Here is a 13,601-nt window from a genome sequence, read left to right as displayed (position 1 = left end):
CGCGGGGGCCGCTGCTGCCGGCTGTCGCCTCGGGGCTGCGGCAGTCTGGGGTGCGCGGTCGGAGTCGGCCGCAGGGGGTTGCCCGTGCCGTTGCCGTCGCCTCCCGAAGGGACGCGCGGCAGCCGGGAGGGCGGGAGCCGCCCCTGGCATCGGGCGGAGCACAGCCGGTCCCGCCGCCGGCGGCGGAACCGGCGCGCGCAGAGGCTGCCGCCGCTGTCGGCGCGGTGGTGCCGTACGGTCGTCGGCGCCTGGGGGGACTGACGCGCTCCAGCCGGACGCCGGGCGACCGTTCGTGGTTGCGGGCGGGGGCGAAAGGCCGATCACGGCATGGGGCCGGCGTCGGCGGGGCCGTACCGTCCGCCTCGGCGACGGCCGGCCGGACGCGGGAGCCGGGGCTTCCGTCCACGTCGGGGGCGGTACGGGCGCGGTGGCCGGCGGCGGGGAGCCGCCCGGGGCATCGCGCGGACGCAGGAGCGCGCGGCGCCGGGGGAGGCGGCAGCTCAGTGGCGGACCTTCGGTTCGGGAAGTGACCGTACGGCCGCCAGCACCTCGGGGACCGAGACGCGCAGGAGCCGGGCGTCGGGCACCCGCCCGTGGGCGTCCCCCGGGCGCAGGGGGTCGTCGGACGGGGCCGGATGCCACAGCACGCGGTGCGGACCGTTGCGCGGGGGCCCCCACAGCCGGGGTGCCACCGGTCCGAACAGCACGACGGACGGCGTCCCCAGCGCCGAGGCCAGGTGGGCGACGCCGCTGTCCCCGGCCACCACGCACCGGGCGTGCGCCACGACGGCGGCCAGGCGGCCGAAGGACAGGTCCTGCGCGCCTCCCGTCACCGCACCGGGACCCAGCCCGGCGTACTCGGCCACCCGGCGCGCCAGCGGTCCCTCGCCCCGCCCGGCGACGACCACCACCCGGTGGCCGTCCGCGGCCAGGGCCCGGCCCACCGCGGCGAAGCGTTCCGCCGGCCAGCGGCGGGCCGCGGCGTCCGCCCCGGGGTGCAGCACCACCGCACCGGGCACCGGCGACGCCTCCGCGGGCGGGGGCAGGGACAGGTCGCCGGGGTCGGCGTGGAGCCCGTACCAGCGCAGCATCCGGCACCACCGCTCGCGCTCGTGCTCGTCGGCGCGCCAGCGCGGCCCGGGCGCGCCGGCCGGGGCGAACACGAACATGCGGCGCGGGCGCAGCCCCGCCAGCAGCAGCCGCGACGGCGGCCCGCAGCCGTGCAGGTCCACGGCGAGGTCGGGCGGCGGCCCCGTCCAGGGCAGGCCGGCGGGGACGTCGCGGCCCGCGGCGTGCGTCGGCAGCAGCCGGTCCACGGCGCCGATGGCCCGGACCGCATCCGCGAGCCGTTCGGGCGCGGCGAGCACCAGCTCGTGCCCGGGCAGGGCGGCGCGAAGGGCCCGCAGGGCCGGTACGGCCGTCAGCAGGTCCCCGAGCCCGAGGGCGCGGAGCACGGCCACGGTGGGCCGGCCCCCGCCCCGGCGACCCCGCCCGCGCCCCGCCGGGCCCGCCGCCCCGGGCCCCGCGGCCGGGGGACGGGACGGCCCGGCGCGGTCGGGGCGGGGGTGCGGCCGTGGTGGGGTGGTGGGGTGCTCCGGCGGGGCGGGGGTCATGGGACGCGGGCCCCGGGCTCGGAACCGGTGGGGCCGGGGGAAGAGGCGCGAGCCGCCCGGCGGGCGAGGACCGTGGTGGAACGCCCGTCGAGGTACGGCAGGACGACGGCCTGCCCGCCCCACGCCCGGACCTGGGCCGCCTCGGGCAGGTCGTCGACCGCGTAGTCGCCGCCCTTGACCCAGATGTCGGGCCGCAGCAGCTCCAGCACGTCCGCCGGGGTGTCCTCCTCGAAGGAGATCACCGCGTCCACGCAGCCGAGCGCCTGCAGCACCCGCGTACGGTCGGCCAGCGGGTTGAGCGGGCGGCCCGGCCCCTTCAGCCGGGTCACCGACGCGTCGGAGTTCAGGCACACCACGAGGCAGTCGCCGATGCGCCGGGCGCTCTCCAGCAGGCCCACGTGCCCGGCGTGCAGCAGGTCGAAGCAGCCTCCGGTCGCCACGACCGTGCCGCCGCGCGCCCGGACCTCGCGGACCAGCGTCAGCGCGTCGCCGCGGTCGGGGAGCGCGGGCGCCGGGCCCGGGCGCCGCCACAGCGACAGCCCCGAGGCACCGCCGGCCGCGACGAACGCGGCCGCCTCCGTCACGGCGTGCCACACCGCTTCCTCCGGCAGGGCGCCGTCCGCGAGGGCGGCGGCGGTGTGCGCGGCGAAGCAGTCGCCGGCCCCGCAGGTGTCCCCGTACGCCCGGAAGGGGGCCGGTACCAGCAGCGGTGCGTCGGCGTGCGGCCGGGTCAGCAGGGCTCCGCGCTCGCCCAGGGTGACCGCCACCGAGGCGGCCTGCCACCGGCCGGCCAGCAGGGCGCCGCGCCGGGCGTACGCCCCGAGGGAGCCGCCGTTGCCCTCCTCGGGGCACAGCGCCCGGGCCTCCGCGGCGTTGGGCGTGACCAGGCGGGCACCGGGAACCGGCGGCCCGCCGCGCGGATGGGGGTCCCAGACCAGCGGAACCCGCCGCGCGGCCTGTTCCAGCAGGGGACGCAGCGCCTCGGCGGTGCCCCGGCCGTAGTCGGCGACGAGGACGGTGTGCGCGGCCGCGAGCAGCTGCGCGGACTCCTCGGTGGGCGCCCCGGCCCGCCCGCCGCCGCGGTCGATGCGCACCAGGGGCCGTCCGGAGGCCAGGACCCGCGTTTTGACCGGCAGCGTGCCGGTCATCGGGAGTTCCACCAGCCGGACCCGGCCGCGCAGTGCCTCGCGGACCCGGCGGCTCGCGGCGTCCCGGCCGAGCGCGGTCACGAGGACCACCTCGCGCCCGGCGCGCCCGGCCGCCGCGGCCAGGGCGGCGGCGAGCCCGGCGCCGCCGGGCCGGGAGCGGTCCGCGGTGACGTCGACGACGGGGGCCGGCGCGTCCGGCGCGAGCCGGTCGGACACCCCCTCGATGTCCCGGTCGAGGAGGACGTCGCCCACGACGACCAGGGGTGCGGATGCGGTCACGGCGTCCTCCCGTGCACGGCGGGAACGGGACCGTCGGCCGAGGCACCCGCGCCATGGGAGGCAGCGGCCGGCGCGGACTGCCGGTCGAGGACCTCGTCGAACGCCTCGCACAGCAGGTGCACGGCCACCAGGTGCGCCTCCTGCACCGTGGCCGTGGACGCGGCGTCGATGCACAGCGCCTCGTCGGCGGCCTGGGCCAGCGGGTTCGGCGCGGGACCGGTCAGGGCCCACACCCGCAGCCCCTGGTCCCGGGCCGTGGCCGCGGCCGACAGCAGGTTGCCGCTGCGCCCGGAGGTCGACAGGAGCAGCACCACGTCGCCCGGCCGCCCGTGCGCCGCCACCTGGCGGGCGAAGACGTGGTCGTAGCCGTAGTCGTTGCCGATGGCGGTGATGCTGGACGTCTCGGCGTGCAGCGCGATGGCGGAGAAGGGGGGCCGCTCCCGCCGGTAGCGGCCGACCAGCTCGGCGGTCAGGTGCTGGGCCTGGGCCGCACTGCCGCCGTTGCCGGCGGCCAGGAGCCGGCCTCCCGCGGGCAGGGACCGCGCCAGTTCACCGCCCCACCGTTCGAGCAGGTCCGCGCTGTCGCGGCACATCCGCTCCAGGGCCGAGTGCAGGGAGGAGCAGTGGGCCCGCACGCCCGGCCCGGGAGGGGAGCCGCGGGGCGCGGTGCCGGGGCCCTGGGGACCGGTGGGCCCGGAACCGGGACGCTCGACGGACGTGTAGGGGGAGGGGTACGGGTTCATGGTGTCGGCCGGCCCGCGCGGACGCGGACGGCCCCACCTCCTTCGGGGAAGCGGTCGCGGGACGGGGTCAGGCGGGCGCGGGGCGCCGTACGCGGTCGGCGGACGCGGCGGGGCGCCGGCGGCCGGCGATCACCGACCGGTACGACCGCTCGGTGGCGGCCGCGACGCGGTCCCAGCCGTAGCGGCCGAGGGCGCGGCGCCGGGCGGCCGCCCCGTACGAAGCCCTCAGCGCGGGGTCGGCCAGCAGGACGGACACGGCGCGGGCCAGGGCCTCGGGGTCGCCGGGCGGCACCAGCAGCCCGGTCTCCCCGTGGACGACGGTGTCCAGCTGTCCGCCGACGGCGCTGGCCACCACCGGCCGGCCGCAGGCCATGGCCTCCAGCGGGACGATGCCGAACGGCTCGTAGTCCGCGGGGCACAGCACCACGTCGGCGCTGCGCAGCACGGCCGGCACGTCCTCGCCGCACAGCCCGCCGAGGAAGCGGACCCGGTCGGCCACCCCCGCCCGGCGGGCCGCCTCGCGCAGGCGCAGCGCCTCGGGGTCCTGGTCCAGGCGCCCCGCCGGCGGCCCGCCGGCGATGACGAGTTCGGCGTCCGGCAGCCGGGTCAGCGCGGCGATGGACACCGCGGCGCCCTTGCGGGGGACCAGCCGGCCCAGTTGGAGCAGCCGGTACGGATGGCGGCCCTCCCGCGGCGCAGCGGGGCCGTCGGGCCGGAACCGCAGCGGGTCCACGCCGCAGGGCACCACGTCGGCCCGGCCCGCGGGAATGCCCATCCGGACCAGCTCGCCGACCTCGTCGCGGCAGGTGGCCAGCACCCGGTCGCAGCGCAGCCCGACGTCGCGCTCGCAGGGGATCCGCCGGGGCGGGCTGGTGTCCGCGGCGCCCTGGTGGCGCCTCTTGACGATGCCGAGGGCGTGGTAGGTGTGCAGCAGCGGGATCTCGAGCTCCCCGGCCGCGGCCAGGCAGGCCAGGCCGGACATCCAGAAGTGCGAGTGCGCCACGTCCGGTGGTCGCGCACGCCATTCGGCCAGCAGGCACGCGCCGAACGCGGCCATGTGCGGCAGCAGGTCGTCCTTGGGCAGCGGCTCCGGCGGCCCGGCCGGCACGTGGCGCACCCGTACGCCCGGGCGGAGCTCCGTCGTCCCGGGCAGCTCGCGCGCATCGCGCCGGGTGTACACCGTCACCCGGTGCCCGCGGTCCGCCAGCGCCCCGGCCAGGCAGGCGACGTGGACGTTCTGGCCGCCCGCGTCGACGGTGCCGAGCGCGGCCAGCGGGCTGGCGTGCTCGGAGACCAGGGCGACCGACAGCGGCCGGGGGCGGGACGAGTGGGCGGTTGGCGTCATGACCGTACCTCCGTCAGCAGGAGCTCCCAGTCGGACAGGAAGCGTTTGAGGCCGTACCGGTCGAGCGCGGCCCGTCGTGCCCGGGAGCCGTCCTCGGCGGCGGCCTCCGGTTCGTTCAGGTAGTGACGGGCCGCCCGGGCGAGCTCCTCGGGCCGGGTGGACAGGGTTCCGGCGCCGGCCGGGACGGCTTCCACCGCCTCCGTGGTGGCCAGCGCCACCACCGGCATGCCGAGGTGCATGGCCTCCAGCAGCGACAGCCCGAGGGAGGTCCAGCGCACCGGGTGCAGGTACAGGCGGCGGTCGGCCATCGCCGGGTGCAGCTCGGCCTGCGGCAGGTCCTGCCCGCGGCAGCGGTCCTCGGCCAGGCCCAGGTGCCCGGCGAGGCCCTCGGTCCGCATCCCGAAGACGTCCAGGGGGGCCGCCTCGGCGAGGGCCGGCAGCAGATCGGTGCCGGTGTACCGGCCGCGCCGCACCGGGTCGTTGACCACCACCGCGGCCCGGGGCAGCCGGCCGGTGTACCGGTGGCCCGGATCGACGATGCCGTGCTCGATGACCCGCGTGCGGGTGCTCCCGCCGTCCCAGAACAGCCGGTTGAAGTGGGTGACGTGGACGAGGACGACGTCGTCGCGGTCGGCGGCCGGGTGCCGGGTGCGGGGCACCGCGCCGTCGGGCGCGTTGTGCTCCAGGTAGACGGCGGGCAGGTCGCGACCGGGCCGGCGGCCGCCGAGCCACTGCTCGGCGAGCAGCCACTCGTGGGGCCGCTGGAGCACCACCACGTCGACGGGGGTTTCGGCCAGCTGTTGGGGTGTCACCTCCACCACGGATCCGGGCCAGTCGAAGGTACGGGCGCGGCCGAGGCCGTCCGGTCCGCGGTCCGCGGTCACGGGCACCAGGTAGGTGTGCGGGCCCTGCACGAAGGCGGTGGTCCACGATCCGTGCACGTGCCACAGCAGGATGTTCACGGTGCTGCTCCTCGGTCGTGGGCGTCGGCCCGGTCGGGGGCCGCGGCGGGCACGGCGGCGCCCGCCCGGCCGTCGGCGCCGGCGAGGAGCGCGGACACGGCCGCGAGGACCTCCTCGTCGCGCACCGAGTCCAGGCAGGGGTGCCCCGGCACCGGACACGTCCGGGCCCGGGTGGCGGCGCAGGCGGCGCGCTGGTCGCCGAGCAGGACGTGCGCGACGCCGTACGGGCGCCAGCGCTCGACCGGGACCACCGGGGCGAACAGGCAGGCCACGGGGGTGCCGACGGCGGAGGCCAGGTGCGCGGGACCGGTGTTGCCGGTCACCACGGCCTGCGCGCCGGCCAGGACGCCCGCCAGCTCGCCGAGGTCCCGGGTGCCGCCGCCGAGGTCGAGTGCATGGCGTCCGGCCACCCGGGCGGTCAGTTCCCGCTCCGCGGGGCCGCCGGTGACCACCACGCGGTGGCCGGCGCCGTGCAGTGCGGCGACCGCCGCGGCGGCCCGGCCGGGGCTCCACGCCCGTGCCGGGACCGCGGCCCCGGGATGCACCACCAGGTACGGATCGGGTCCGGTGAGGCGGACGGTCTCGGGCGGCTCCAGGATCCGCAGCGCCCCGTCGTCGCCGGCGGGCAGCGGGAAGCCGAAGTCCCGGGCCAGGTCCAGGGCGGCCTCGGCCTCGTGCCGGTCAGGGCGCCGCCGGTGGCGCAGCGTCAGCAGGGAGCCGGGGTAGTCGGTGCAGTCGGCCGCGACCTCCGCGATCCCGGCCAGTGCCAGCAGCAGGGCCGCGGGCAGCGGGCTCTGGTGGTGCGAGACGAGGATCAGCGCGCGGTCGAACCGCTCGGCGGCCAGGGCGTCCAGCAGCAGGTCGCACTCCTCGCGCGAGGTGCGCGGCGGCGTGAAGCCCACCCAGGCGGCGTCGTGGACGTAGATCCGCTGCACACCGGGCAGGAGCGCGGCCGCCGGGGCGCCCTGGGGCCCGCACAGCAGCGCCGTGTACGAGGACCCCGCCGCCACCGCCCGCACGGCGGGCCCGGCCAGGAGCACGTCCCCCGCGCTGTCGAGGCGCACGACGAGGGTGCGCGGGGCCGTCACCACCGGCCACCTCCCCCGTGCCGGACGCGGGCCGGGCCGGCTGCGCCCTCCCGCGCGAGCGCGAGGGCGATCCGTACGGCGCCCAGCAGGTCGGGGGCCGTGTGCCGGGCCGCGCGCACCTCCTCGGCGCGGGTGGCGGCGGTCGGTACCAGCACCGCCGCGGCGCCCGCGGCCCGGGCGGCTTCCGCATCGGCCCCGATGTCGCCGATGACCACCGCACGCCGGGGATCGGCGCCCAGGGCGGCGCAGGCCGCGAGGACCAGGCCGGGGGCGGGCTTGCGGCAGCCGCAGCCGTCGTCCGGGCGGTGGGGGCACACGGCCCACAGCCCGAGCGGGCCCAGCAGGGCGTCCACCCGGTCGGCGACCGCCCGCACCTGGGGGCGGGTCAGCAGGCCGCGCCCGACGCCGGACTGGTTGCTGACCACCGCCACGGGAACGCCGAGTCCGCGCAGGAGGGCCACGGCCTCGCGCGCCGCGGGCATCGCCCGGACCCGGCCCGGATCGCCGTTGTAGGGGACGTCCTCGACGAGCGTGCCGTCCCGGTCGAACAGGACCGCCGACGGCAGCGCACCCCGTACGGGGGCCGCCCCGGGCGCCGGCCCGCCCGTCCTGCGGTCGGCCGCCCGCCCGCGCCACAGCCACGGGCCCCGGTGCCGCCCGGCTCCGGCCGCCCCTGCGGGGCGCGGCGCGACGCGGGGCGTCACGGCGCACCTGCCGCGGCCGCGGCGGGCTCCCGGCCGGCCGGGGACGGGGCCGGCGGGGGAGCGGCCGGCTGCGCGGGCGGCACCCGCCGGTGCACGGCCAGCCCGCGCACCCAGTGCCAGGTGGCGGCCGGGGGTATGAGGACGCTGGTCACGGCCATGGTCAGGACCTCGCCGCGGGTGCGGGGTCCCGGCGCGATCCTGGCCCCGGCGAACTCGGCGGTTCCGGCGAGCCAGGCCCCGGCCCACCAGGCGGCCGCGCGCCGGCGGCCGAGCAGGGCGCAGGCCACCGAGGCGCATGCGGCGGCGGTCACCGCCAGATGGCCGGGGCGACGGCCCAGCGGGGCTCCCGCGCGGGCCCGCCAGCGGCGGCCGTGGAGCCGGGCCATCAGCGCGTCGTCGGCGTTGCCGGCCTGGGTGCGGACCGAGACCCAGCGGTCCGCGGGCCGTACCGGGTGGCGGGTGCGGCGGGTTCCCTCGGCCAGGGTCCAGCCGCCGCCGAGCAGGCGCAGCGCGAGGTCGGCGTCCTCCCGGAAGGCCCGCGGGAAGCGTTCGTCGAACCCGCCGGCCGCCTCCAGCGCCCCGCTGCGCACGGCCATGTCGGCGGTGATCCAGCGTGCGCTGGCCAGGCCCGCCGTGCACCGCTCCCAGTCGGTGGGCCGCCGGTCGGCGGGCAGCGGGACCTCGATCCGTGCGGCGACCGCCGCGGTCGAAGGGCCGGCGGCCGCGAGGTCGCGGGCCAGTTCCGCGCCCCAGTCGGGGCCGGGGACCACGTCGTCGTCCAGGAACACGATCCAGGGCGCGTCGCCCGCGGCGCGCAGGCCCGCGTTGCGGGCGGCGGCCGGGCCGCGGGCACCGCCCGCCACCACGACCGTCAGCGGCCGCAGGGCGTCGGGTATCTCCAGCGGCGGGACGGTGCCGCCCGGTTCCGGCCGGTCGTGCACGACGACCACCCGGCAGGGGCCCGGCCCGCGCGTGCCCGCGAGCGCCTCCAGGCAGGCGCGCAGCTGCGGACGGCCGACCGTGGGCACGACCACGGCGTAACGGGGCGCCTGCGCTGGGGCGTTCACGCGGACCACCCCTCGGGCGAGGTGCGGTACATCCGGCCGCGGCGGACCGCGTACGGGCCGATGGCCAGCAGGTCCACCGGTGCCGAGCCGAAGCACTCCAGGGCGTCGCGCGGATCGTCGACCATGGGCCGGCCGGCCGTGTTGAGGCTGGTGTTGACCACCACGGGCAGCCCGGTGAGCCGTTCGAAGGCGTGCAGCATCCGCGCCACCAGCGGTTCGCGCTCCGCGTCCACGGTCTGGATGCGGGCCGTTCCGTCGACGTGCACCACGGCCGGGATCCGCTCGGCCCAGCCGGGCCGCACGTCGTGCACGAAGAGCATGTACGGGCTGGGCAGCGGGCCGTCGAAGAGCTCGGCCGCCCGCTCGGCCAGCACCATGGGCGCCACCGGCCGGAACTGCTCGCGGCCCTTGACGTCGTTGAGCCGCTCCAGGTTGCCCGCGTGCCCGGGATGGGCGAGCAGCGACCGGTGCCCGAGCGCGCGCGGGCCGTACTCCGAGCGGCCCTGGAACCAGGCCACCACGGCATTGTCGGCCAGGGCCTGCGCCACGGTCTCGGCGATGTCCGCGGGACGGTCGAAGGGCACGCCCGCGTCCTTCAGCCAGGCCCCGAGCTCCGCGTCGGACCACTCCCGGCCCAGGTCGGCCCCGTCCATCGGCTCGGGGTCGTCGCCCGCGCCGGCGGCCAGGAGCAGGGCGCCGCCGAGCGCGGTGCCGGCGTCCCCGGCGGCGGGCTGGACCCACACCCGGGAGAACGGCCCCTCGCGGGAGATCCGCGCGTTGGCCACGCAGTTGAGGGCGACGCCGCCGGCCAGCGTGAGCACCTCGTCGCCGGTCCGGCCGTGCAGCCAGCGCACCAGGTCGAGCAGGGTCTCCTCCAGCACGGCCTGCGCGGAGGCCGCGGTGTCGGCGTGGTCGCGGGTCCAGGCCTCGTCGGGGCCGCGGGGCGGGCAGAACTCGTGCCAGGGCACGGCGTTGGCCCGGAAACCGCCGTCGCCGGTGGGGTGCACGTACCGGCGGAGCTCGGCGAGCATCCGCGGGGTGCCGTGCGAGGCGAGGGCCATCACCTTGAACTCGTCGGAGGAGCGCAGGAATCCGAGGTGCGCGGTGAGCTCCTCGTACACCAGGCCGAGGGAGTGCGGCAGCTCCTGGGCGTACAGCGGCTCCAGGGCGGCGCCCGTGCGCCGTGCCGCGAGGTGGGAGGCCCGTTCGCCGCGGCCGTCGAGCACCAGGACCGAGCTGCGTGCGGCGCCGTCCGCGGCGAACGCGGCGGAGGCCGCGTGCGCCATGTGGTGCGGGACGAAGCGCACCAGCCCGGGGTCGAGCCCCGGCAGGGCGGTGGCCAGGAAGCCGGGGGCCTCGCGGGCGTACGTCTGGCGCAGGTGGTCCCACGGGTCGTCGAGCCCGAGGTCGGCGGCCGGGCGGGCGAGCCGCGGGTCGTAGGAGTACGCGACGGCGTCCAGGTCCTGCGGGCGCAGGCCGGCCTTGCGCAGGCACCACCGGGCCGATTCGACCGGCAGTTCCCACGCGGAGAACGGCACCGGCCGCTTGCCGTGCTTGCGTCGGGTGAACCGTTCCTCCTCGGCGGCCGCCACGGTGCGCCCGTCGATGACGAGGGCGGCCGCGGGGTCGTGGAAGAGGGCGTTGATACCGAGGATGCGCATGACTGCCGCCCTTCAGGATCCGCCGGTGCGGTCCGGCCCGGGCCGGACCGGATGGCCGTTGCGGGAGCGGAACCAGGCGATGGTCCGCCGCAGCCCGTCCTCCATCCCCACCCGCGGCTCCCACTGGAGCTTCCCGCGGGCCAGCGTGATGTCGGGACAGCGCACCGCCGGGTCGTCCACGGGCCGCGCCACGTACCGGATCTCCGAGGACGAGCCCGTCAGCTCGATGATCCGGCGGGCCAGGTCGGCCATGGTGATCTCCTCGGGGTTCCCGATGTTCACCGGGCCGCGCAGGCCGTGGGCGGCCGCCGCCAGGATCCCGGCCACCGTGTCGTCGACGTAGCACAGGGAGCGGCTCTGCAGGCCGTCGCCGGTGACGGTGAGCGGGACGCCGTCCAGCGCCTGCCGGATGAACGTGGGGACCGCGCGCCCGTCATGGCCCCGCATGCCGGGGCCGTAGGTGTTGAACAGCCGCACGATGCAGGTGTCCGTGCCGTGGACCGCGGCGTGCGCCGTGGTGAGCGCCTCGCCGAAGCGCTTGGCCTCGTCGTACACGCTGCGCGGCCCCACGGGGTTGACGTGGCCCCAGTACGACTCGTTCTGCGGGTGCTCGTGCGGGTCCCCGTACACCTCCGACGTGGAGGTCAGGACGAACCGGGCGCCGCTGCGGCGGGCCAGCTCCAGGGCGTTGCGGGTGCCCAGGCTGCCGGCGTCCAGCGTCTGCAGCGGGAGCCTCAGGTAGTCGGCGGGGGACGCCGGCGAGGCGAGGTGCAGCACCAGATCGGGCGGACGGTCCACCGTGAACGGGCGGGTGACGTCGGCCCGGCGCGGCGTGAAGCCCGGATGGTCCAGCAACGCGGCCACGTTGTCGGGCAGCCCCGTGCTGAAGTCGTCGAGGCACGTGACCTCCGTGCCCGCATCGAGCAGGGCCGCGCACAGGTGCGAGCCCACGAATCCGGCGCCGCCGGTGACGACGGCGTGCGCCCAGCGGTGGTCCGGCGAGAAGGCCATGGGGATCTCCTGGGAGGGGCCGGCGCGGGGCCGGCGCTCGGAAGGCGGCCTCGGCGCGGGCCCGGTGGCCGGGGGAGCCGCCGGACGGGGTGAAGCGCCGACGTGACCCACCCTGCCCGTGGTCCACGGGGCTCGGCGCGGCGGGGACGCCATTGGAGTGAACGGGCGGGCCGCCCGCGGCGCGCGGTCCGCCGACCGACCGCCGGTGCCGTGGGCCCGGTCGGGACGGCCCGGGGCCGGAGGGTGGCCGGCGGCGGTGCCCGCCGCCGGCTGGCGCTTCGTTCCGGGCCCCGGCCGCGCTTTTCCGGGGATCGGTTCCGCGGCGGGTCCCCGGGCCGGGAGCGCCGTCCCGGGCGGTGCCGTGCGGTGGAACCCGCCGACCGGGCAGCGCCGTGGCACGTGCAGGGCCCGGGCCCGTCCCGGGGCGGACCGGAGCGCCCAACCGGCATGGCGTGCGGCCGATATGGGCCGGATCCGGCGGGGCGGCCGGCCTTCGGGTGGAGGTCCTGCGCTCCGCATGGTCCGGGGGCGTCCGGGTAGACGCGGTGCGATGCGTCAGGAGGGAGCGAAGGAGGTGTCGGCCGTGGGGCCGCAGGGCGCCTTCGGAGACGCGGGACCGCAGACCGCGGTGGGAACAGGAACGCGAGGACAGGAAACGCAGGGAGGCGGCACGATGGCCGGGCTCAAGCGGCTGGCGATGGCGGTGCACGAGGAGTACCTGGTGACGGACGCCCGCGGCCGCAGCCTCACCGACCGGGGGCCCCGGCTCGTGGACGCGGCCCGCTGCGAGCTCGGCGACCTGGTGACCGCGGGCCCGCACCCCGCCGAGGTCGGAGTCGACACCGAACCGACGGCCGACAGCGCGGGACTGCGGGCAGAACTGGCCTGGCTGCGCGGCACGGTGGCGCTCGCCGCCCGGGAGGCGGGCTGCCGGTGCGTCGCCGCCGGGGCTCCGGTCCTGCCCGTCGAGCGGCCGGCGGCCCCGCCCCTGCCGGCGGCGGCCACGGGATCCTCCCCGATCCCGCTTCCGGCCGCGTCCGCCGCCTCCGCCGACCACCGCTCCGGCCCGGTGTGCGGCTGCCTCATCCACATCGGCCCGCTCGACCCGGAGCAGGCCCTGGACCTCGCCCGCCACCTCCGGCCGTGGCTGCCCGTGATCGTCGCCCTGGCCGCCAACTCGCCCTTCGCGTACGGCCGCGACGCCGGATGCGCCAGCTGGCGCTCGGTCCGGTTCGGCCGCCCGCCCGTCCCCGGCCGCCCGCCCGTCCCCGGCCGGGTGCCGATGCCCGCCACCGCGGACCCCGGGGACGCCGCCCCGGCCTCCGCACGCCGCCGCGCACGGGGGGACGCGGAGCTCTGCTGCACCGGCCCCTCCCCGCACCGGCCGACCCTGGAGGTGCTGGTACCCGACGCCAACGCCGACCTCGACACCGTCGTGCTCCTGGCCGCCCTGCTGCGCGGCCTCAGCGCGGCCCTGCTGCCCGCCGTGGCCGCCGGGGCTCCGCCGGCGGCACCGCCGGAGCCCCGGCTGCGCCGCGCCTACGCCTACGCCGCGGTCCACGGCCTGGAGGGCCCCGGCCTCGACCCGGTCACCGGCGGCGAGGTGTCCGCACTGCTGCTGCTGGACCGCCTGGTGGCGCTGGCCGCACCGGGACTGGCCGCCACGGGTGACCAGGAGCTGGTGGCGGGTCTGCTGCGGCAGCTGCGCGCACGGGGGTGCGGGGCCGCGCGGCAACGGGCCGTGCGCGAGCGCTGGGGCGGACTCGACGCCGTGGTCGACGCCCTCGCCCTCGCCACCTCGGGTGCCGACACCAGCCTCCTCACCCCCGCGGCGTGAGGCGTCCGGGCCGCGGCGGCTCCGGCCGCAGCCTCGTCGCCCGGCGGGCGAACAGCCGCGGAGCGAACTCCTGTGGCGGCCCTTCGTCCGCAGAACGAATGATTGGCGTGCCCGGTGCACCCGGCGACGTACCGCGCGGGAAG

Annotated in this window: 11 protein-coding genes; 1 reads left to right on the top strand and 10 read right to left on the bottom strand. The window is 78.8% G+C overall.

Features of this window, described 5'->3' with window-relative positions; all coding sequences use genetic code 11:
* Positions 1-500: 500 nt before the first annotated feature.
* The 10 genes from AB0953_RS22585 to AB0953_RS22540 form a co-directional block, all read right to left on the bottom strand.
* Positions 501-1,460 (bottom strand): glycosyltransferase family 9 protein, encoded by a 960-nt coding sequence (locus AB0953_RS22585; RefSeq protein WP_366861329.1) that lies wholly within the window; start codon positions 1,458-1,460, stop codon positions 501-503.
* Positions 1,461-1,609: 149 nt separating this feature from the next.
* A complete protein-coding gene (gene rfaE2 / locus AB0953_RS22580; protein ID WP_366861328.1) occupies positions 1,610-3,040 on the bottom strand; it encodes a D-glycero-beta-D-manno-heptose 1-phosphate adenylyltransferase in 1,431 nt (476 codons plus the stop codon).
* Positions 3,037-3,783, bottom strand: a complete 747-nt coding sequence (locus tag AB0953_RS22575) for an SIS domain-containing protein (RefSeq protein WP_366861327.1) — start codon at positions 3,781-3,783, stop codon at positions 3,037-3,039. The genes rfaE2 and AB0953_RS22575 overlap by 4 nt, the downstream gene beginning before the upstream one ends.
* Positions 3,784-3,850: 67 nt before the next feature.
* Positions 3,851-5,128 carry a glycosyltransferase gene (locus AB0953_RS22570; protein ID WP_366861326.1) on the bottom strand — a complete coding sequence of 426 codons (1,278 nt, stop codon included), beginning with the start codon at positions 5,126-5,128 and terminating at the stop codon, positions 3,851-3,853.
* On the bottom strand, positions 5,125-6,090 hold the full coding sequence (locus AB0953_RS22565) for a glycosyltransferase (RefSeq protein WP_366861325.1): 966 nt from the start codon (positions 6,088-6,090) through the stop codon (positions 5,125-5,127). The genes AB0953_RS22570 and AB0953_RS22565 overlap by 4 nt, the downstream gene beginning before the upstream one ends.
* A complete protein-coding gene (locus AB0953_RS22560; RefSeq protein ID WP_366861324.1) occupies positions 6,087-7,178 on the bottom strand; it encodes a glycosyltransferase family 9 protein in 1,092 nt (363 codons plus the stop codon). Before AB0953_RS22560 ends, AB0953_RS22565 begins: the two co-directional genes overlap by 4 nt.
* Positions 7,175-7,744, bottom strand: a complete 570-nt coding sequence (locus AB0953_RS22555) for an HAD family hydrolase (RefSeq protein ID WP_366861455.1) — start codon at positions 7,742-7,744, stop codon at positions 7,175-7,177. Before AB0953_RS22555 ends, AB0953_RS22560 begins: the two co-directional genes overlap by 4 nt.
* Positions 7,745-7,878: 134 nt before the next feature.
* Positions 7,879-8,949 carry a glycosyltransferase gene (locus AB0953_RS22550; RefSeq protein ID WP_366861323.1) on the bottom strand — a complete coding sequence of 357 codons (1,071 nt, stop codon included), beginning with the start codon at positions 8,947-8,949 and terminating at the stop codon, positions 7,879-7,881.
* Positions 8,946-10,610 carry a carbamoyltransferase C-terminal domain-containing protein gene (locus AB0953_RS22545; RefSeq protein ID WP_366861322.1) on the bottom strand — a complete coding sequence of 555 codons (1,665 nt, stop codon included), beginning with the start codon at positions 10,608-10,610 and terminating at the stop codon, positions 8,946-8,948. Before AB0953_RS22545 ends, AB0953_RS22550 begins: the two co-directional genes overlap by 4 nt.
* A gap of 12 nt (positions 10,611-10,622) precedes the next feature.
* Entirely contained in the window at positions 10,623-11,621 is a 999-nt protein-coding gene (locus AB0953_RS22540) for an NAD-dependent epimerase/dehydratase family protein (RefSeq protein ID WP_366861321.1), read from the bottom strand.
* Between the two features lie 673 nt (positions 11,622-12,294).
* Between AB0953_RS22540 and AB0953_RS22535 the strand changes: the two genes are divergently transcribed.
* A complete protein-coding gene (locus AB0953_RS22535) occupies positions 12,295-13,458 on the top strand; it encodes a glutamate-cysteine ligase family protein (RefSeq protein WP_366861320.1) in 1,164 nt (387 codons plus the stop codon).
* The last annotated feature ends 143 nt before the right edge of the window (positions 13,459-13,601 follow it).

The sequence above is a fragment of the Streptomyces sp. NPDC046866 genome, from assembly GCF_040704625.1.
Lineage (GTDB): Bacteria > Actinomycetota > Actinomycetes > Streptomycetales > Streptomycetaceae > Streptomyces.
Note: the sequence above shows the minus strand (reverse complement) of the source record. Positions and strands in the feature narration are given on the sequence as shown.